Genomic DNA, 19,975 nt, shown 5'->3' with positions numbered 1-19,975 from the left:
CACCCCTCCCCCGACCCCTCCCGCAAGCGGGAGGGGAGAAGGTCAGATCCGTGTCATCGACAGCGCCTTCTCGCCGTAGCGCGGCCCGGCCGTCCCGCCGCGCGGGGCGGCCGCTTCCAGCTTTGCCAGATCGTCCGCCGTTAGCGTCACGTCCGCGGCCTTCATGCTGTCCTCCAGCGTCACCCGGCGCTTCGACCCCGGGATCGGCACGATGTCGTCGCCTTGTGCGAGCAACCACGCGAGCGCCACCTGCGCCGGCGAAGCCCCATGCGCATCAGCAATCGACTTCACCACCGCGACCATCTCCATGTTCTTGGCGAAGTTCTCCTCCGAATACCGGGGATCGTTGCGCCGATAATCGCCTTCGGGTAGATCCGATCGCGCGGTAATCTGCCCGGTCAAAAACCCGCGCCCCAGCGGCGAATACGGTACGAAGCCGATCCCGAGCTCGCGACACAGCGGTAGGATCGCGTCCTCGACATCGCGCTCCCACAATGAATATTCGCTCTGCAGAGCCGCGATCGGATGCGTCGCCGCCGCGCGGCGAATGGTATCGAGGCCAGCCTCCGAAAGCCCGAGATGCCGGACCTTGCCCTCACGCACCAGCTCCGCCATCGCGCCGACCGTATCCTCGATCGGTACGCCCGGATCGACGCGGTGCTGGTACAGCAGGTCGATCGTCTCGACCCCCAGCCGCTTCAGCGATCCCTCGCACGCCCGCCGCACGTTGGCCGGCGTGGAATCGACCCCCGTCATCCCGTTCTCGTCGTATCGAAACCCGAACTTGGTCGCGATCACGACGCCGTCGCGCTTGCCGCGGATCGCCTTGCCGACCAGCTCCTCGTTGACCAGCGGGCCATAAATCTCGGCAGTATCGAACAGCGTCACGCCCAGCTCGATAGCGCGGTGGATCGTGGCGATGCTCTCATCGGCGTTCGCCTCGCCGTACATGCCCTTGCCGATGCCGGCCATCGGCATGCAGCCGAGACCCAGCGCGGAAATCTCGAAATCAGGGCCGAGCGTGCGATACTTCATGCGGAATCTCCTGAGCGCCGTTCCCGTGATCGGACCGCGCTGCGACGGAGATGGTAACGGCGGTGTCCATCGTCACGTTCCCGACGGTCCGAAACAGGTCGGGTATGGTCTCGACTGCGATGAGCAGACCCAGCACCTCGAGCGGGATCCCCATCGCCAAGGCCACCGGCGCGACCGACGCGACGAAGCTGATCGTGCCAGGCAGCGAGATCGACCCCATCGTCGTGATCGCCGCGGTCGCCACGCCCGCCGCCATCTGCCCCGGCCCGATCGGCAGCCCCAGCCAGTGCGCGACGTACAGCGCGACCGCGAGGTTCATCGCAGGGCTGGTCGCGCGGAACACCGCGACCGACAGCGGCAGGACGATCCCTGCGGTGGCGGGCGACGCGCCGAGATCGGTCGACGCCTTCAGCATCGCCGGCAGCGAGGCGAGCGACGACTGCGTGCTGATCGCCACCGCCTGCGCCGGCGCGACCGCACGCGCGAACCGGCCGAAGCCGACCCGGCCGCCGATCATCCCGATCGGATAGGCGGAGAGCAGGACGATGAAGCCGATCACCGAGACGCAGACGATGTAGTGCAGCAGCGCGCCGAAAGCCGCCGTCCCGGTCCGCGCACCGACCCCGTAAGCGAGCGCGAAGATGCCGATCGGCGCGAGCTTCAGCACCCATTGGATGATGATCAGCAGCGCGTCGACGACCGCCTGGAAGAAGCCGGTCAGGATGCGGCGGCGATCGTCGGGCAGCTTCGTCACGGCGAACGCGAAGGTCAGCGCGAAGACGGTGAGCGGCAGGAACGAGTCGCTGGACGCGGCCGCGACGATGTTGGTCGGCACGATCGTATCGAAGAACGCGCCGATCCCCGGCACGGGCCCGACCGGCGCGGCGCCGGTCAGCGCGGCGCGCAACGCGGAGCCCAGCGCGTGCGGCAACGGGAAGGCGTCGAGGATCAACGGCATGACCAGCGCGGACATGATCGTCGTGCTCCACAGGATGACGACGATCATCACCATCGCGCGCACGGTGATCCGCCCGGCGCGCGCGGCCTCGGTGGTCGCGCCGATCCCGGTTACGAGCAGCCCGACGACGAGCGGCACGATCACCATCTGCAACCCGTGCAGCCACGCCGAGCCGATCGGCTGCGTCACCGCCGTCGCTGCGATCGCGTTCGCCGGCGACCATGCCGCCGCGGCGATGCCCATCGCGATGCCGCCGATCAGGGCGGCGAGAATCCGTGTAGTCTGCGACATGCTCGCCCTTCTTGATGTACCGCGCTATCAACGGATCGGACACCGATACGGGACGGAAAGCGGACGCGATGGCAAGAAAATACTTCGGCACCGATGGCATTCGTGGGGCCACCAACACCGCGCCGATGACCGCGGCGATGGCGATGAAGGTCGGCATGGCGGCGGGCGCCTATTTCCAGCGCGGCGATCACCGTCACCGCGTCGTGATCGGCAAGGACACGCGGTTGTCGGGTTACATGCTCGAATCCGCGCTGGTCGCGGGTTTCACCAGCGTCGGCATGGACGTGGTGATGGTCGGACCGATGCCGACCCCCGCGGTGGCGATGCTCACCCAGTCGATGCGCGCGGATATCGGCGTGATGATCTCCGCGAGCCATAACCCGTACGCGGACAACGGCATCAAGCTGTTCGGCCCCGATGGCTACAAGCTGTCCGACGAAGCCGAGCAGGCGATCGAGGCGTTGATCGACGGCGATATCCCGCTCGTGCCCTCCAGCCAGATCGGTCGCGCGCGTCGGATCGATGATGCGCAAGGCCGCTACATCCACTTCGCCAAGTCGACCTTCCCCGAGAACCTCCGCCTCGACGGCATGCGCGTGGTGCTCGATTGCGCGAACGGCGCCGCCTACAAGGTCGCACCGTCGGCGCTGTGGGAACTCGGCGCGGACGTCGTCGCGATCGGCGTCTCGCCCAACGGCACCAACATCAACGACGGCGTCGGCTCGACCGCGCCTCAAGCGCTTGCCGAGACGGTCGTCGCCAGCGGCGCGGACATCGGCATCGCGCTCGACGGCGACGCCGACCGGCTGATCGTGGTCGACGAGACCGGCACGATCGTCGATGGCGACCAGCTTATGGCGACGATCGCGGCAAGCTGGGCACGGCAGGGCCGGCTCGCGGGTGGCGGGCTGGTTGCGACGGTGATGTCCAACCTCGGGTTGGAGCGTCACCTCGCCGCGCAGGGCCTGGGCCTCGTCCGCACCAAGGTCGGCGATCGCCACGTGCTCGAGAAGATGCGCACCAGCGGCTATAATGTCGGCGGCGAGCAGTCGGGCCACATCATCTTGTCCGATTATGCGACGACCGGCGACGGCCTCGTCGCGGCGTTGCAGATTCTTGCTGAAGTGAAGCGCTCGGGCGCACCGGCCAGCGAAGTGCTCCACCGCTTCGAGCCCTTGCCGCAGCTGCTCAAGAACGTCCGCTTCGCCGGCGGCAAGCCGCTCGACCACGACGCGGTCAAGGCGGTGATCGCCGAAGCCGAGGCCGAACTCGCGGGGAAGGGACGGCTCGTCATCCGCCCGTCGGGCACCGAACCAGTGATCCGCGTGATGGCGGAGGGCGACGATCTCACGCAGGTCGAACAGGTCGTCGACCGGATCTGCGACGCCGTCCGGAAGGCCGCCGCCTGATGCTGGAGATGCGCCCCACCTGCGAACGCTGCACGACCGACTTGCCCGCCGATGCACCCGGCGCATTCATCTGCTCGTTCGAATGCACCTTCTGCGCGGAGTGTGCGGACGCGCTCGACGAGCGTTGTCCGAACTGCGGTGGCGAACTGCTCGACCGCCCGACAAGGCTGGGCGAGGCACCGCCGCAAAAGCCAGCAGCGGGCAGGCGGCACTAGGCGCCGTTCGATTAGGCGCCACCTGGCTCCTTTCGGCCACTTTAACCCCGTCTACCACCCCGGCGAAGGCCGGGGCCCAAATGGGGGGACGGTGCTAACCAAGGGCATCGCTTCGTTACTTTGCCCTTCCCAATTGGGCCTCGGCCTCCGCCGGGGTGGTAAAGGGGGCATACCCCTGTCCTACATCTCACCAGGTATGACATAGCCCAGCATATGACCGCCAACCCCGCCAAACCCCGATCAGCGACCCCAAACGGCGCCCAAACGAAACCGTGCGAGCGTCTACACTTCCTATACTTCACTTTTTCCGCCGACCTCCAATGACCGCCAGAATCCTCATAATAGCCGGCTCGGATTCCGGCGGCGGCGCCGGCATCCAGGCGGATATCAAGACCGTCACCATGCTCGGCGGCCATGCGATGACCGCCGTCACCGCGATCACCGCACAGAACACGCTCGGCGTTCAGGCGGTCCACCAGATTCCGACCGACATCGTCCTTGCGCAGATCGAATCGATCGTGTCGGATATCGGCGTCGATGCGGTGAAGATCGGCATGATCGGCTCGGCAGCCACGGCAAACGCCGTAGCCGACCTTCTGCCCTCCTTGTTCCCCCGCGAAGGCGGGGGCCCAGACTGGACTCCCGCCTTCGCGGGAGAACAAGGGGGGGCAGGGCACCATCACCCTGCGTGCGTTCCCATCGTCTTCGATCCCGTGATGATCGCCACCAGCGGCTCCGTCCTCGCGGACAGCGACACGATCGCCGCCTTCGCGCGCCTCATGCGGATCGCCACGCTCGTAACCCCCAACCTCCCCGAACTCGCAGCCCTTGGCGGCGAGGCCGCGATCCGCGCGCTCGGCCCCGCAGTTCTCATCAAGGGCGGCCACGCCGAAGGTCTTCACATCGTCGACCGTCTCGTCACCGACGCCGGCGAAACCCGCTGGACCAACCCCCGCATCGAAACCCGCCACGCGCATGGCACAGGCTGCACGCTTGCCAGCGGCATCGCCACCGGGCTCGCCCAGGGCCTGTCGCTCGACGCCGCAATCGCGCGCGCCATCGCGTTCGTCCGTGCCGCGCTTGCCAGCGCACCGGGGCTCGGCGCAGGGCACGGCCCGATGGGGCACGCACTCGGCACCAGCCCTTTTGACCAGTTGAAAGACACCTAATGCCCGGCATGAAACACGAAAAACTCTGCATCGGCCCTGTCGCCGGTGTCGATGAGGCAGGGCGGGGGCCTCTTGCTGGGCCCGTAGTGGCCGCCGCGGTGATCCTCCCATCAAAAGGTGTCCCTCGCGGCATCGACGATTCGAAGAAACTCTCCGCCTCCGAGCGCGAACGGCTCTGCGCGCGCCTCAAAGGCTGTGCGATCGTTGGCATCGGTATCGTCCAGCCGGAAGAGATCGACACGCTCAACATCTACTGGGCGACGATGAAGGCGATGACGCTCGCGGTTGACGCGCTGGCGGTCGAACTCGGCCAAGCCCCCGGCCACGTCCTCGTCGACGGCAACCGCTTGCCCCGCTGGACTTACCCCGCCACGCCGCTGGTCGGCGGCGACGCGAAATCGCTGTCGATCGCCGCCGCCTCGATCGTCGCCAAGCACACGCGGGACCTCATCATGATCGCCGCGGCGGACGTGCATCCCGAATATAACTGGCATTCGAACAAGGGTTACGGCTGCGCGCACCATATGAAGGCGCTCCGCGAACACGGCCCCACGCCGATTCACCGCCGCAGTTTCGCGCCGGTCGCCGCCGCCTATCTGGCGCGCGAGGGACTTTTCGCGAAGGAAACGACGAGCTGAGTCTTTCGCGCCACACCCCAAGGGCTTGAGCCGCGAGTCTCCCACGACTCAACATCTGGACGAAGCCGACTCGATTGGTCTCAACGGCGGAATCGCACCGAAACGCCGTTAACGAATGTTTGCTTGACGGAGTCGGACAATTCCGCCGCTATGGGCGTCGATAAGGGGCGGAAATCATGGGTTTGATCGACACGATCGCGCGGCCGCGTGCGAAGAAGGCAGCGGAGCCGGCAGTTCAGCCGGTCCTCCCGCTCGACCAGATTTTACGCGGCGACTGCATCGAGCACATGAAGGCGCTTCCGTCGAACTCGATCGACATGATCTTCGCCGACCCGCCGTACAACCTCCAGCTCGGCGGCGAACTCTATCGCCCCGACGGCAGTCACGTCGACGCGGTCACCGACGACTGGGACAAGTTCGACACCTTCGCCGCCTACGATCGCTTCACCCGCGCCTGGCTGAAGGAAGCCCGCCGCATCCTCAAGGACGACGGCTCGCTCTGGGTCATCGGCAGCTATCACAATATCTTCCGCGTCGGTGCGGCGGTGCAGGATCTCGGCTACTGGATCCTCAACGACATCGTCTGGCGCAAGACCAACCCGATGCCGAATTTTCGGGGCACCCGCTTTACCAACGCGCACGAGACTCTGATCTGGGCGTCAAAGGGCGAGAAGGCGAAATACCACTTCAACTACCGCGCGATGAAGACGCTCAACGACGAGCTCCAGATGCGCAGCGACTGGGAATTTCCGACCTGCGGCGGCGCCGAGCGGCTGAAGAAGAACGGCACCAAGGTCCATCCGACGCAGAAGCCCGAGGCGCTGCTCTACCGCATCCTGCTCGCCTGCACCGAGCCCGGCGACGTCGTGCTCGATCCGTTCTTCGGCACCGGCACGACCGGCGCGGTCGCCAAGCGCCTCGGCCGCAGCTGGATCGGCATCGATCGCGAGGGCGATTATATCGAGGCGGCGCAGGAGCGGATCGAGGCCGCGCTGCCGCTCGACGAATCGGCGATCCGCACGATGATGAGCCCGCGCACGCAGCCCAAGGTCGCGTTCGGTGTGCTCATCGAGAACGCGTACCTCGCCCCCGGTGCGGTACTGACGGACTCGAAGCGTCGCTGGCGCGCGACGATCCGCGCGGACGGCTCGCTGCTCAGCGACTGCGGCACGATCGGCTCGATCCACAAGCTCGGCTCGACGCTCCAGAACGCCCCCGCCTGCAACGGTTGGAGTTTCTGGCATTACGAGAGCGACAAAGGGCTGAAACCGATCGACGACCTCCGCCAGACGTATCTGCTCGCGACGACGGTCTGAGCCACGCGGACGAGTCTGTCCCGTCCGACCAACCCCGTCCCGTTCAACCAAGTCCGTCACCCCAGCGAAAGCTGGGGTCTCCCGCGACGACGCGCCACGGATGCGGCGGGAGATCCCAGCTTTCGCTGGGATGACGGGTCTTGGCAGACGTGCCGGTTTGGCTACGCGCCGGTCCGGCGAACGTGACGGTTAGCGAGCGCAACGTCTTTCGCGGAGTGGATGGACTGGAGTAGATCACACCGATGACCAGCCTCCACCTCCGCCCCGTCCAGTTCGTCGACACCCCCATCGGCCACGAAGACGGCAGCGTCGCGCGCCTCGCGGGCGGGATGCAATGGTTCGCCGCCTACGAGGTGATCGAAGGCCGCGCTCGCCGCACGATCCCCGTCGCCGACGTCGCAACATTGGGCGAGCGCGCCGCGCACCTCCATGCCGCGATCATCGCCCCCCGCGCTGCACTCCAGCTCGGCGAACGCACGCTTCGCTTCGACCAGCCGATCGTCGCCGGCATCCTCAACGTCACCCCCGACAGCTTCTCCGACGGCGGCAAGCATGTCGACGACCCTGCCGCCGCTGCGGCTGCCGGGATCGACATGGCCGCCGCCGGCGCGACGATGATCGACGTCGGCGGTGAATCCACCCGCCCCGGTGCCGCCGCGGTGTGGGAAGGCGACGAGATCGCGCGCCTGGTACCTGTCGTCGAACGCCTCGCGCGCGCCGGCGCGATCGTCTCGGTCGATACGCGCAAGGCGGCGGTCATGGAGGCGACGCTCGCCGCCGGCGCGCACATCGTCAACGACGTCGCCGCGCTTCTGTGGGACGACCGCGCGCTCGACGTGGTCGCGAAAAGCGGCTGCCCGGTCGTGTTGATGCACTCGCCCGACCCCAAGAAAGGCGGCCACGGCGACGGTGGCTACACCAACGTCCTGACCGACGTGTTCGACTGGCTCGAAACCCGCATCGCCGCGGTCGTAGCGGGCGGCGTCGAGCGATCGCGGATCCTCGTCGACCCCGGCATCGGCTTCGGCAAGACGCTCGCCGAGAACCTCGCGCTGCTCAACGGCCTCGCGATCTTCCACGGGCTCGGTTGCCCGATCATGCTTGGCGCGAGCCGCAAACGGCTGATCGGCGCGCTCTCGAACGAAGCGCCGGTCGACCAGCGGCTTGCCGGTTCGCTCGCGCTGGCGCTGAAAGGCGCGGAGGCCGGCGTCCAGATCCTGCGCGTCCACGACGTCGCCGAGACGGTCCAGGCGGTGAAGATCTGGCGCGGCCTGCGCGATCAGTCGCTCGTCGGGGGCTGATCGTCGACGGTAACTGGCGCTGCATTGCAGCGAAACGCCTCTTCGCGCATTAAAAGCGCATTAAACAAGGGAGCTTTCGTTTGATCGTCACTGCAACACCGCGCCTCAGTCAGATCCTGAGCGAGGTTTGGCGCCCGCTGCTCGGCCTCTTCGTCTGGGACGTGATCGTCACGATCACCTATTACGTCCTGCCGTTCCACGCGCCGGCCTTGCCGCTGACCCTCTTCGGCACCGCGCTCGCGCTGTTCCTCGGCTTCCGCGATAACTCGGCGTATCAGCGCTGGTGGGAAAGCCGCGGGCTTTGGGGCCTGATGATCAACGCCTCGCGCAACCTGGCGCGGATGGCGCGCAACATGTTGCCCGAGCCCGAGGGCCACGACATGAAGCGGACCATCGTGCTCCGCCAGATCGCGTATGTGAATGCGTTGCGCTGTCAGTTGCGCAAGCAGCCCGCACCGCCCGAGGTGCTGCGCTTTTTGTCGAAGGAGGAGGCGTCGTTTGCGCTCGAGCGGACCAACATCGCCAACGGCCTGCTCGACGGCACGGGCCGCCGGATCGACATCGCGCGGCGCAACGGCTGGATCGATACCATCCAGCAGACGCAGTTCGAGGCGATCCTGGTCGACATCGCCAATGCGCAAGGGGGGATGGAGCGGATCAAGAACACGCCGTTGCCCAACCAGTACCGGTTCTTCCCGAGCCTGTTCACGCGACTGTTCTGCGTCCTTCTCCCGATCGGCCTGGTCGAGACGCTGGGCTATGCGACCCCGGTCGGCTCGACGATCGCCGGGCTGATGTTCCTCGCCGTGCTGCAGATCGGTGACGATCTGGTCGATCCGTTCGCGGACACGATCCACGACGTGCCGCTCAACGCGATGTGCCGGACGATCGAGATCGACCTGCTCCAGGCGATCGGCGATCCCGCACCCGAGCCGTTGACGCCCGACAAGGGTGTGCTCTGGTAATTTGAACCGCGGCAGACGGCGGTCGCGGCAAGACCGTCAGGTCGACGGCACGTAAAATGACTTGTCCAACGGCGAACTACAGCCCAGTTTTACGCATGGCGAAATCGCAGCATATCGAACGAAGCGGCGGCGGGAGTTATTCCGCTGCCGAAGTGTCGGTCCACATCGGAACCCGCGTGACATTCGACGCCCGCATGACAAGTGTCGGACTGCTTTCGGTCGGTGTGCTCGTTTCCGGTATTCTTCTGTCGACCGCAGTCGTCGTCTTGGCAGCGGGCCAGAACCGGCGAAAACGGACCTGACGCGGATAATGCCGGCCAAAGCCTTATCTTCCTCGGCGTGGTTTGGGTGATGCCGCACGCTGGCGTTCTTCGGGCCTTCCGATGGCCAGCTTTCGTCCTCATGGCCGTTTCGGGATGTGGCGGATCAGCCGCCGTCGAGCAGCCAACCTTACGAACCGAGGTGACCAACGAAGTATGGGCGCTTCGCCGGCTCGACGGCAAATCTGTGCACCGCGCCCGCCCCGAAACGGCAACCATTCAGTTCCTGGCCGATCACGGCGTCGTGGGAACATCCGTCTGTAACGATGTCGGCGGCAACGAGCTCAAGTGGTTTTCGGGCCCCTCCGGCAAGGCAGGCGCGGTCAAACGCGATCGGACCGAAGCGACGATTACTACGGTTGTCGGATGCCTAGACGGGCGCGCAACCGAGGTCGCCGATCGTTTCTGGCGAAAAATGCACATAGCGAACGCATGGTCGCTGCAAGCGAGGACGTTGCACATCAAGTTTTCGGACGGGGGCGTTGCAGAACTGGTGCCAGCAGGAAAATCTGACTCGAAACGTAAAATCGGCTGCACAAACGGCGATTCGAGCAATCTCGATTGTCCAAGCTTGGGATAGGCTATTCCGACGGCAGGGCGGTCGCCATCCCGTTTTGCCTCATGCGGCGTTGTCGATCCCTAGGTCGCTGAGCTTGCGATACAGCGTCGAGCGGCCGATGCCGAGGCGGCGGGCGACTTCGGTCATGCGGCCGCGGTAATGGCCGATAGCCAGGCGGATAACGTCGGCCTCGATCTCTTCCAGGGCGCGTAAATTGCCGTCGGGGCGGAACAGCGTGACGCCGCCGCCGCCTGCTGCAACTGCGGCAGGGCCGCGTTGGCGGTTGCCGAGCGCGGCGATCTGCGGGAAATCCTCTTCGGTCAGCGCGGCGCCTTCGCACAGTACGGCAGCGCGGAAGAGTGCGTTCTGCAATTGGCGGACGTTGCCAGGCCAGTCGTATTGGACGAGGAGCTTCAGTGCGGCGTCGGTGATCCCGAGCGGCCGTAGCCCCGGTTGCTCGGCGATCCGCGCGAGGAGGTGACGGGCCAGCGCGGGAATGTCGCCGGTGCGTTCGCGAAGCGGCGGAATCGTCACCTGTACCGCGTTCAGCCGGTAATACAGATCCTCACGAAAGCGCCCCACCTCGACCTCGTCGAGCAGCCGCTGGTTGGTCGCGGCGATTACGCGGACATCGACATCGCGCGCATGCCGTGCGCCGATCGGCTGGACTTCGCCGGTGTGGAGCAGATGGAGCAGCTTGGCCTGCGCCTCGAGCGGCATCTCGCCGATCTCGTCGAGGAACAAGGTGCCGCCATCGGCATCGTGGAAGCGGCCGATCCTGCGCTCGAACGCGCCGGTGAACGCGCCTTCCTCATGGCCGAACAGCTCCGATTCGATCAGATTGGCGGGCATCGCCGCGCAATTGACGGTGATCATCGGTTTCTTGGCGCGCGGCGAGGCGGCGTGGATCGCCTCGGCGACGACCGCCTTGCCGACCCCGCTCTCGCCCTCGACCAGCACCGCGACGCGCGCGCGCGCCGCCTTGGCTGCAATCGCCAGCGCGGCGCGGAAGTCGGGGGAGGAGCCGACGATCTCGTCGAACGCGAGCAGCGCGGGAATCTTTTCGGTGAGCGGGCGCAGTTCGCCCGCCGCGGTGCCGGCGACGGCGGCCTCGAGCGCGGCGAGCACGCGGTCGGGGGCGAGCGGCTTGACCAGGAAGTCGGTGGCGCCCGCGCGCATCGCCGAGACCGCGTGCGCAACCGAGCCATTGGCGGTGAGCATCAGGATCGGCAGCGCGGGGCGACGTTCGCGCAGTTCGGCGATCAGCGCGGTCGCGTCGCCATCGGGGGCGGAATGATCGAGCAGGATCGCATCGAGCTGCATCCCGTCCTGCGTGCCGAGCGTGGCGATCGCCATCTCGCCATCGGTCGCGAACACCGCACGCCAGCCGCCACGGGCGGCAAGCGTCGCCACCAACCGGCGCTGTGCAGGCTCGTCGTCGATCAATAATACTAGGCGCTGGCCGTTGCGCGTCATGGCGAATCCTGTCCCGTTCCGGCACGTGCAATAGCGCAGGCTAGTAAAGAGCGCCTTAAATGTCGCGCTTGGCGATCCCGGATGTGCGGGTTAAGGTCGGTGCCATAGAGGATGGCGCTCCGCAGATTGGGGCCAAAAGACAGGGGCACGAACCATGGCCGGCAACGGAGACATGAAGGCGCACGTTGCGACCTATTCGAGCGTGACGGGGATGATGAAATGGGGCTCGGTCGGGTGCGCGCTGGTCGTCGCGCTCGTCATCTGGTTGATTTCGTAACATCATGAAGATCGCCGTCCTGAAAGAGCAAGCGGACGGCGAGCGGCGGGTCGCCGCGACGCCGGAAACAGTGAAGAAGTTCATCGCGCTGGGGGCGGTGCTGGCGGTGGAGGCCGGGGCGGGCGAGACCGCGTCGATCGCGGATGCTGGCTATGCCGATGCGGGTGCGTCGGTCGGCGACCGTGCGGCGACGCTGGCGGGGGCGGATATCGTGCTCGGCGTGCAGGCGGCGGATCCCGCGACGTTCGTCGGCGTATCGTCGGGGGCGTGGGTGGTCGCCAGTTTCAATCCGTTCGGCGAGCGAGACCGGGTCGAAGCCTATGCCGCGGCCGGGTACGAGGCGCTGGCGATGGAGTTCATGCCGCGCATCACGCGCGCGCAGTCGATGGATATCCTGTCCTCGCAGTCTAACCTGTCGGGCTACAAGGCGGTGCTCGACGCGGCGGCCGAATATGGTCGCGCGTTTCCGATGATGATGACCGCGGCGGGGACGATTTCCGCGGCGAAGGCATTCGTGATGGGCGTCGGTGTCGCCGGACTCCAGGCGATCGCGACGGCACGACGGCTGGGCGCTCAGGTGTCGGCGACCGATGTCCGCGCCGCAACCCGCGAGCAGATCCAGTCGCTTGGGGCGAAACCGATCTTCGTCGAATCGGTCGCTGGGATCGAGGGCGAAGGGACGGGCGGATACGCCGGCGAGATGAGCCCCGAATACCAGGCGGCGCAGGCCGAATTGGTGTCGGGTCATATCGCCAAGCAGGATATCGTCATCACCACCGCGCTGATCCCCGGGCGTCCGGCGCCGAGGCTGATTTCGGCGGCGCAGGTGGCCAGCATGAAGCCGGGCTCGGTAATCGTCGATCTTGCGGTCGAGCAGGGCGGCAATGTCGAGGGCTCGGTCGCGGGTGAAGTGGTCGTGGTGAACGGCGTCAAGATCGTCGGCCACCGCAACGTGCCGTCGCGGTTGGCGGCAGACGCCAGCGCGCTGTTCTCCCGCAACCTGTTCAACTTCCTCAACGCCTTCTGGGACAAGGAGGCGGGCAAACCCGTGCTCGACGCGGAGATCGGCGACGCGGTGCGGCTGACGCAGGGCGGCAAGATCGTGAACCCGCGGTTGCTGTTGTGATAATCTTCCCCGGCACGGGGAGGGGGACCGGCGCAGCCGGTGGAGGGGGCGTTCCGCACATGCTACGCCCCGAAGTATTGCTCGCGCGCCGTCTGCGCCGAGAGATGAGCCTCCCGGAAGTGCTCCTATGGGAGCATCTCCGAGGACAGAAGACCGGCTTCAAGTTCCGCCACCAGCATCCCATCGGGCCGTACGTCTGCGACTTCTACTGCGCTGCCGTGCATCTGGCGGTCGAGGTCGATGGCGAATTCCACGGCCGCGGCGACCGACCCCTGCGCGACGCCGAGCGCGACAAGTTTTTTGAGCAGAATGGCTACCGGGTGCTGCGAGTGGCGGCAGGCGACGTGCTGAGGGATATCGAGGCTGTGGTGACGATGATCGTATCGTCCGCGGCCAGCCCCTTCCACCAGCCTGCGGCTGGTCCCCCTCCCCGTGGCGGGGAGGAATAATGGACTTTATCGCGATCCTGTCGATTTTCGTGCTGGCGTGTTTCGTCGGGTATTTCGTGGTGTGGGCGGTCACGCCGGCGCTGCACACGCCGCTGATGGCGGTGACCAACGCGATCTCAAGCGTGATCATCGTCGGCGCGCTTATAGCCGCCGCGGCGCCGACGGTCCTGGGGGCGATCGGAGCCGGGTCGGGCGTCGCGAAGGCGCTCGGGCTGCTCGCCGTGGTGCTGGCGAGCATCAACATCTTCGGCGGCTTTGCGGTCACCGCGCGGATGCTGGCGATGTACAAGAAGAAGGAACGGCCGGTCGCGAAGCCTTAAGGCCGTCACCCCAGCGAACGCTGGGGTCTCGTGCCGCAGGGACGCGTGCGACTACCGGGAGATACCAGCGTTCGCTGGCATGACGGCAAGGGGATGGAATGGAACACGCACTGACGGTCAGCCCCTGGGCATCGCTCGCCTATCTGGTCGCGGGGGTGTGCTTCATCCTCGCGCTGCGCGGGCTGTCGAGCCCGGCGTCGAGCCAGCGCGGCAACCGCTTCGGCATCATCGGCATGACGATCGCGGTCGTGACGACGCTGGTGACGCATGTGCCCGTCGTTCAGCATCTTCTCGTTTCGGACGCCGGACCTACGATGGCCGTGCGCACCATCGATTGGGTCACGGTCGTCGAAATCCTCGCGGCGATCGGCGTAGGCGCTGCGATCGGCCTCGTCACCGCACGCCGCATTGCGATGACCGCAATGCCGCAGCTCGTCGCCGCCTTCCATTCGCTCGTCGGCCTCGCCGCGGTGCTGGTCGGCGTCGCCGCGTACCTCAACCCGCAGGCGTTCGGGATCTCCGACCTCGTCATCCCGCTGATCGGCCAGCCCTTCGCGGTCATCCACCCGGTCAGCCGGATCGAACTCGGGCTCGGCGTGGCGATCGGTGCGATCACCTTCTCGGGCTCGGTCATCGCGTTCCTGAAGCTCAACGGCAACATGGGCGGCAAGCCGATCATGCTGCCCGGTCGCCACGTCATCAACATCGCGCTGCTCGCCGGCATCCTCGGACTGATCGCGTATTTCGTCACCGATCAGTCGGCGTGGATCTTCTGGACGATCACGGTCTTGAGCTTCGTCATCGGCTTCCTCCTGATCGTCCCGATCGGCGGCGCGGACATGCCGGTCGTGGTCAGCATGCTCAACTCCTATTCGGGCTGGGCGGCGGCAGCGATGGGCTTCACGCTGCACAACAGCGCGATGATCATCACCGGCGCGCTGGTCGGCAGCTCGGGCGCGATCCTCAGCTACATCATGTGCCGCGCGATGAACCGCAGCTTCATCAGCGTGATCGCGGGCGGCTTCGGCCAGTCGTCGGATGCCGGCGGTCCGGCTGCGGCCAGCGATCGCCCATGGAAGCGTGGCTCGGCGGAGGATGCCGCGTTCCTGATGAGCCAGGCGGAGCAAGTGATCATCGTCCCTGGCTACGGCATGGCGGTCGCGCAGGCGCAGCACGTCCTGCGCGAGATGGGCGACAAGCTCAAGGCCGAGGGCGTCCGCGTGAAATACGCGATCCACCCCGTCGCGGGCCGCATGCCGGGCCACATGAACGTCCTGCTGGCGGAGGCGAACGTGCCGTATGACGACGTGTTCGAGCTTGAGGACATCAACAGCGAGTTCGCGCAGACCGACGTCGCGTTCGTGATCGGCGCGAACGACGTGACCAATCCCGCCGCCAAGACCGACAAGTCCTCGCCGATCTACGGCATGCCCGTGCTCGACGTCGAAAAGGCCAAGACCGTGCTGTTCATCAAGCGGTCGATGGGCGGCGTCGGCTATGCCGGCGTCGATAACGACCTGTTCTACCGCGACAATACGATGATGTTGCTCGCCGACGCGAAGAAGATGGTCGAGGATATCGTCAAGGCGCTCGACTAGGTCTCGTATAGGCGGGCCCTCAATCCAACCGAAGTCGATCCAGTTCGAGTGTAAATCCGGAGATGATCGAGGTTAGTCTTCGCGACACAGCGGAGATGATCATGATCCTACCGGACGGCGAGGCCGACGACACGCGCTACGATACGGGTATCGCCGCGGTCCTTGTTGCAGCGACCGACGCGCCCGACCGGTTCTCCGCCGCGCTTGCCGCGATGGGGGGCGGGTGGTCGCCACGATCGACTGGCAGGCGCCGTTCGGCCTGCATGCCACGCCGCAGGTTATCGTGGTCGAGACCGCGGGGGTGGACGTTGCAATCCTTGCCGAACATCTGCCGCGGATCGTCGAGCGCGCGGCCGTGCTGGAGGCGGGGCTGGTGGTCGCGATGGGGAGCGACCAGATCGACGCGGTCGCGGCGGCAACGCTTGGCGGCGGGACGATCCTGCTGGTCGATCCGAGCGTCGCGGACTGCATCGCGGCGATCGTCGTCGCCGCCGAGCGCGTCCGCAGCCCGGCGGGGGTGTTCGATGTCACGCGCGAGACCGACGGTACGCGGCTTGAGCGATTGAACACCGAGGTCGCGCGGATCGCCGAAGCGCTTGCCCGGCTGACCCGTGCGGAGATCGACGGCGATGCCCCCGCCGCGCCGATCGTCGGCGATCGGACGAACCGCTACGGCGCGCCGCCATCGCTGACCGAGCCGAGCGCCGCCGACGTCCGGCGTGCCATCCGTGCGCGACGGTTGCGCGACCAGTTCTTCGGCACCGCATTGTTCGAGGATCCCGGCTGGGACATGCTGCTCGATCTCTACGCCGCCGAACTCGAGCGTGGCCGCGTGTCGGTGTCGAGCCTGTGCATCGCCGCCGCGGTCGCGCCGACCACCGCGCTGCGCTGGATCGCGCGGATGACCGACACCGGATTGTTCGAACGCCGCCCCGATATGCACGACCGGCGGCGCGCGTTCATGGTGCTCTCCGATCGCGCGAGCGAGGCGATGCGCGGGTATATCGTGGCCACCAGAGGCGCCGACCTGCGGATTCCGTGACGGCCCGCACCCTTTTAGCTTGCCCCGGCCGTCCGGCTTTGGCATCGCACCCCAACCCGAGAGGGGCGATTAGCTCAGTTGGTAGAGCGTCTCGTTTACACTGAGTGTACCGAGATAGCTGTGAGCCGCAGAAATCCTAGCCTTTTTGTGGCTTAGTCTTTTTCACGTCGGGAATAGGTCGGGATTAGCCCGTGACTGGAATCCGCGTGAACCGGGTTTGTGTCGCCGATGCCAACTTGAAATTGGAACGTCAGCATCCACGTAATGTACGTAGCGGCATAGGTTGTTGCCAAAATAGTACTGAACCGCTAAGCGACTGTCAGGGCTGTCCTACCACGAGAATCTACTTCTGCACGTTAACGCGGGTGTAAGATTGGTGTGGGTATCAGGATACAACGTGGAGGTGGCACGTTGGTAGACCGGATGGGAGACCACCAAGATTTACGTTTTCTCGGGCCCGGATGGGCAGATGGAGTAGGTGTCGGATGACTATCGCTATTGATCGTGCGGCCGCCGTGCTGTTCGGCGAAGGTCGTTGTGCGCTAAACGTTCGATTTCTGTGTGGTGGCTCTGATAACGTATCGGCCGAGCGACTCGCAGAGCGGATAGTTCTCTCTGAGGCTGCCATTCGCGGCAATCGTGCGTTGCGAATCAACGATGTTGATGCGCATTTGACGTCGCTAGCGGGCTGACGTACTGACGCCCTCCCCAGGGGGCGTCATGAAATTTTCTGATCTACTGAATAAAGTACAGCAAGCTGTAATCAAAACGCAGGCAGAAACCGGAGCATGGCGTCCGGTAGGGTTTAATTTCCTTAGTGCCGCGGTTACTGCTGATAAGTCATTCATTAGTGAAGTGATTATTTGGCGAGAGCCAAGCGATATGCACTCGTATGATGCTCGGTTCACCTTGTTCGACGAGCGTGAAGACCGGTATGATGACCCGGTATACGTAGCGCAAATCAGCTACTGTTCCAAAATGGACGACGATCCTCGCTACCTTCACTATGTGTTGGTGAAGGAATTGATGCATTGCTTCGATCCGCCAGACAGCTGGACGGACAGCGCAGATAAACTTGCGCAGTTCCTACGCGATCTACAGAACAAGCCTCTTCAAAAAACTAATGATGCGATTTCTGTGGAGCTGAAAGCTCGATGGATGGCGCTACTCGCACTTATTCCCCCCGCTCTTCGCGAGTATCTCGTTGCAGCCAATGGCAAAGGTCGTCGTTCGGATGAGCTGGGCCAAGAGCTTGGATTGCTTGATACTATCGTCGCAAGCGCCCTCGACTCATATTATGGTGAGGCATTGGCGCAAATCCGTGAGGATGATGAGCGGCCTGTTGATGAACCGGTGCCTGATCCAAATTTGGACGATATTATATCGACTTAATAAAAGCCGCAGCGACGTTATTCGCTACGGCGTGTTCGACGGTCGGCATTTGTCCGAATAAAATGCTGCTCGCTCGCATCTAGCGCGTTGCGAACGTCCTCGTCGGTTGCGTGGGCGTAGCGTAGTGTCGTCTTGATCGAACGATGCGCCAGCGCGCGCTGGGCGGCTTTGAGGTTGCCGGTCGCGCGGAGAATCCGCGTCCCGCGGGTGTGCCGCAGATCATGAAACCGAAAACCGTGAATGTCCGCCGCCTTTTTGGCGACCGCCCATGGCTTGCGCAGCACCTGGGCGGTCATCGGATAGTGATCGCCTTTCTTGCGCGCCGGCTGTTTGCGACCCAGCTTGTCAACGAACTCGGCCTTCGTTCGCGCTGCGATATAGGTAAAGACGAACGGCCCGACCTTCTTCTGGTTGGCGATGATGACCAGCATGTCTTGAGTTAGCGGACGCTTCACGACGTCGCCGCCCTTGATCCGCGTCGTGGCGGTTCGGGTGCCGAGATCGACGTCGGACCAGCGCAGGCCGATGACCTCGCCCCGCCGCCAGCCGGTCTTGAGTGCGAACTCGCAAAAATCGTAGAGGTCCGGTCGGATCTCGGCGAATAGTAAGATCTCCTCGGCTGCGCTCAGCTCGCGCGGGTCAGTTCTGACAACCTTCAGCATCAGCGCCCCCCAATCGGGCATCTCGCCTACGTCATAGCGCGCCTTTTGAGCCCAGCGCCAAACTGCGCGCCATACTTCGATCTCGCGGTTGACCGACGCGTTGACGCGGCCGACCCGCCGGCGGGCGACGAGAGCCAGCAGGTCACGCTGACTAATATTCGAGAGGAGATCGTTCTTATTGAGACCGTCGATCATCGATAGGAGTGTGCGCCTTGTGTCGATCCACGATGGCAGCTCCTCCACCTTGTCCTGATAGAGGCCGCAGGCCTCGTCGAGCGTGATCGGCGGGCGGATCGCGCCGCCATTGCGCGCCTTCGCCCGCTCGATCTCTTCGTGCTTCAGTGCCTCTCGCTTGCCCTTGCACCCGGTCGAGCCGAAAAAACGACGACCTTGCCAGATGAAGTCGAAGTGCCAGTAGGGCGAGGTCTTGCGCTTGTAGACGGACATTCAGGGGCCTTCCGGGCACGGCTCGCGACGAACTCGTCGCAGTCCTCCGGCCGGTATCTAATTTTGCGATCGGTGATGGCGACGTAGCGAATGTGGCCGTCTTGTCTGAGTCGGCGCAAGGTCTTCGTCGAGACGTGGATGCGATCGGCTGCTTCATCCGGTGTGAGCAGCGTCATGGAGCGTCACCGCTGTCGCTCGCGTCGGATTGAAAAATGCGGCATCGACGGGACCTTACGTCCGTCGAATCAAATAGCTGCTTTTCCTGGAAACGTGGGTCCATGCGCGGCGGTGCTTTGACTAGCGAGAAACCATCCGGTGAAGATAGATTAGCGCTATGCAGAAGAAGATTGAGCACTTTACAGAGCTTGCCGTCATCGGCGTATCGTCGGGCGCGACCGGCGCGGTCGTTGTCGCAGGGCTTCAAGGCATAGCTGATCCTGGCGATCTGCTGGGCTTCTTGGGGGCTGCTGTGGGTGCGTTTCTTACCATTGGCGGCGCGCTGTGGGTGGAAGCGCGGAAGCGCGATCAACAAAATAGCGTACGTCGGGAACAGGCGCTCGGCGTCTTGAGCGGATTCCAAGGCGATCTCGACACCATACAGAACGCGAGAACGCTGTTCGCCGATGCGCAGATGGAGGGGCACAGCGGTAACGTGGAGCGCATATTTTTCGCGCAGCAATGCGCAGATCTGGGGGAGTTCGGAGAGATTTTGGATGCTAGCGGTTTTGCGGCGTCGCTTGATTCGCCGCGGTCCCATGTTGCTGTGCATCGCTTGCGGCGCATATTGAAGTATAACGCCGCAGACTTGCGGCATGCGGCGCTGGCATTCGATAATATTCAGTATCTCGGAATGCTTGATGAGACCTTTGACCGGGTCGAAACGATATGTGCCGCATTTCGATTTGAGCTGGATTTCCTGCTTGAAACGATGGGTGAAGCTCCGACCGCCGACGACACGTCCGGGAAGCGTTCGATGCTGATGCCTATCGTCTCTGATTCCTAGAACACAC

At 64.9% G+C, this 19,975-nt stretch carries 20 protein-coding genes and 1 pseudogene; 17 read left to right on the top strand and 4 right to left on the bottom strand.

Annotated features, from left to right (window positions below):
* Positions 1-42 precede the first annotated feature (42 nt).
* The gene (locus C8J46_RS19755; RefSeq protein ID WP_132742399.1) at positions 43-1,035 is read right to left on the bottom strand and encodes an aldo/keto reductase; all 993 of its coding nucleotides are present in this window, start codon (positions 1,033-1,035) and stop codon (positions 43-45) included.
* Positions 1,010-2,284 (bottom strand): cation:dicarboxylase symporter family transporter, encoded by a 1,275-nt coding sequence (locus C8J46_RS19750; protein WP_132742398.1) that lies wholly within the window; start codon positions 2,282-2,284, stop codon positions 1,010-1,012. The genes C8J46_RS19755 and C8J46_RS19750 overlap by 26 nt, the downstream gene beginning before the upstream one ends.
* A 68-nt stretch (positions 2,285-2,352) precedes the next feature.
* Between C8J46_RS19750 and glmM the strand changes: the two genes are divergently transcribed.
* From glmM to C8J46_RS19705, 9 genes are all read left to right on the top strand, one after another.
* On the top strand, positions 2,353-3,693 hold the full coding sequence (glmM, locus tag C8J46_RS19745) for a phosphoglucosamine mutase (protein ID WP_132742397.1): 1,341 nt from the start codon (positions 2,353-2,355) through the stop codon (positions 3,691-3,693).
* Positions 3,693-3,908 carry a DUF1272 domain-containing protein gene (locus tag C8J46_RS19740; RefSeq protein WP_120300812.1) on the top strand — a complete coding sequence of 72 codons (216 nt, stop codon included), beginning with the start codon at positions 3,693-3,695 and terminating at the stop codon, positions 3,906-3,908. The genes glmM and C8J46_RS19740 overlap by 1 nt, the downstream gene beginning before the upstream one ends.
* A 320-nt stretch (positions 3,909-4,228) precedes the next feature.
* On the top strand, positions 4,229-5,077 hold the full coding sequence (locus C8J46_RS19735) for a bifunctional hydroxymethylpyrimidine kinase/phosphomethylpyrimidine kinase (protein WP_132742396.1): 849 nt from the start codon (positions 4,229-4,231) through the stop codon (positions 5,075-5,077).
* Entirely contained in the window at positions 5,077-5,715 is a 639-nt protein-coding gene (locus C8J46_RS19730) for a ribonuclease HII (RefSeq protein ID WP_132742395.1), read from the top strand. The genes C8J46_RS19735 and C8J46_RS19730 overlap by 1 nt, the downstream gene beginning before the upstream one ends.
* A gap of 176 nt (positions 5,716-5,891) precedes the next feature.
* Positions 5,892-7,031: a site-specific DNA-methyltransferase gene (locus C8J46_RS19725; RefSeq protein ID WP_132742394.1), complete on the top strand. Its 1,140-nt coding sequence runs from the start codon at positions 5,892-5,894 to the stop codon at positions 7,029-7,031.
* Between the two features lie 242 nt (positions 7,032-7,273).
* Positions 7,274-8,332 carry a dihydropteroate synthase gene (folP, locus tag C8J46_RS19720; RefSeq protein WP_132742393.1) on the top strand — a complete coding sequence of 353 codons (1,059 nt, stop codon included), beginning with the start codon at positions 7,274-7,276 and terminating at the stop codon, positions 8,330-8,332.
* An 80-nt stretch (positions 8,333-8,412) separates the two neighbouring features.
* Entirely contained in the window at positions 8,413-9,297 is an 885-nt protein-coding gene (locus C8J46_RS19715; RefSeq protein WP_132742392.1) for a bestrophin family ion channel, read from the top strand.
* Between the two features lie 95 nt (positions 9,298-9,392).
* Positions 9,393-9,599: a hypothetical protein gene (locus C8J46_RS19710; RefSeq protein WP_132742391.1), complete on the top strand. Its 207-nt coding sequence runs from the start codon at positions 9,393-9,395 to the stop codon at positions 9,597-9,599.
* Positions 9,600-9,759: 160 nt separating this feature from the next.
* Positions 9,760-10,197 carry an META domain-containing protein gene (locus C8J46_RS19705; protein ID WP_165886682.1) on the top strand — a complete coding sequence of 146 codons (438 nt, stop codon included), beginning with the start codon at positions 9,760-9,762 and terminating at the stop codon, positions 10,195-10,197.
* 39 nt (positions 10,198-10,236) lie between these two features.
* Here the strand turns inward: C8J46_RS19705 and C8J46_RS19700 are convergent, their stop codons facing one another.
* Positions 10,237-11,652: a sigma-54 dependent transcriptional regulator gene (locus C8J46_RS19700; RefSeq protein ID WP_132742389.1), complete on the bottom strand. Its 1,416-nt coding sequence runs from the start codon at positions 11,650-11,652 to the stop codon at positions 10,237-10,239.
* A 148-nt stretch (positions 11,653-11,800) separates the two neighbouring features.
* Here C8J46_RS19700 and C8J46_RS19695 point away from each other — a divergent pair.
* The 7 genes and pseudogenes from C8J46_RS19695 to C8J46_RS19665 all read left to right on the top strand — a co-directional run.
* Positions 11,801-11,929: pseudogene (locus C8J46_RS19695) on the top strand (aa3-type cytochrome c oxidase subunit IV); the annotation flags it as partial.
* 4 nt (positions 11,930-11,933) lie between these two features.
* Entirely contained in the window at positions 11,934-13,055 is a 1,122-nt protein-coding gene (locus C8J46_RS19690; protein WP_132742387.1) for an NAD(P) transhydrogenase subunit alpha, read from the top strand.
* A 59-nt stretch (positions 13,056-13,114) separates the two neighbouring features.
* Positions 13,115-13,504: an endonuclease domain-containing protein gene (locus tag C8J46_RS19685; RefSeq protein WP_132742386.1), complete on the top strand. Its 390-nt coding sequence runs from the start codon at positions 13,115-13,117 to the stop codon at positions 13,502-13,504.
* The gene (locus C8J46_RS19680; protein WP_132742385.1) at positions 13,504-13,824 is read left to right on the top strand and encodes a proton-translocating transhydrogenase family protein; all 321 of its coding nucleotides are present in this window, start codon (positions 13,504-13,506) and stop codon (positions 13,822-13,824) included. Before C8J46_RS19685 ends, C8J46_RS19680 begins: the two co-directional genes overlap by 1 nt.
* Positions 13,825-13,922: 98 nt before the next feature.
* Positions 13,923-15,422: an NAD(P)(+) transhydrogenase (Re/Si-specific) subunit beta gene (locus C8J46_RS19675; protein ID WP_132742384.1), complete on the top strand. Its 1,500-nt coding sequence runs from the start codon at positions 13,923-13,925 to the stop codon at positions 15,420-15,422.
* A 223-nt stretch (positions 15,423-15,645) separates the two neighbouring features.
* Positions 15,646-16,464 carry a MarR family winged helix-turn-helix transcriptional regulator gene (locus C8J46_RS19670; protein ID WP_132742383.1) on the top strand — a complete coding sequence of 273 codons (819 nt, stop codon included), beginning with the start codon at positions 15,646-15,648 and terminating at the stop codon, positions 16,462-16,464.
* Positions 16,465-17,184: 720 nt separating this feature from the next.
* Positions 17,185-17,856 carry a hypothetical protein gene (locus C8J46_RS19665; RefSeq protein ID WP_132742382.1) on the top strand — a complete coding sequence of 224 codons (672 nt, stop codon included), beginning with the start codon at positions 17,185-17,187 and terminating at the stop codon, positions 17,854-17,856.
* Positions 17,857-17,873: 17 nt separating this feature from the next.
* Here C8J46_RS19665 and C8J46_RS19660 read toward each other — a convergent pair whose 3' ends face one another.
* On the bottom strand, positions 17,874-18,965 hold the full coding sequence (locus C8J46_RS19660) for a site-specific integrase (protein WP_132742381.1): 1,092 nt from the start codon (positions 18,963-18,965) through the stop codon (positions 17,874-17,876).
* Positions 18,966-19,299: 334 nt separating this feature from the next.
* On the opposite strand from C8J46_RS19660, the gene C8J46_RS19650 reads away from it, so the two are divergent.
* A complete protein-coding gene (locus C8J46_RS19650) occupies positions 19,300-19,968 on the top strand; it encodes a hypothetical protein (RefSeq protein WP_132742379.1) in 669 nt (222 codons plus the stop codon).
* Positions 19,969-19,975 lie beyond the last annotated feature (7 nt).

It is taken from the genome of Sphingomonas sp. PP-F2F-A104-K0414 (assembly GCF_004340945.1).
Lineage (GTDB): Bacteria > Pseudomonadota > Alphaproteobacteria > Sphingomonadales > Sphingomonadaceae > Sphingomonas.
The sequence above is the reverse complement of the archived record's forward strand: the minus strand, read 5'-3'. Positions and strand labels throughout refer to the sequence as shown.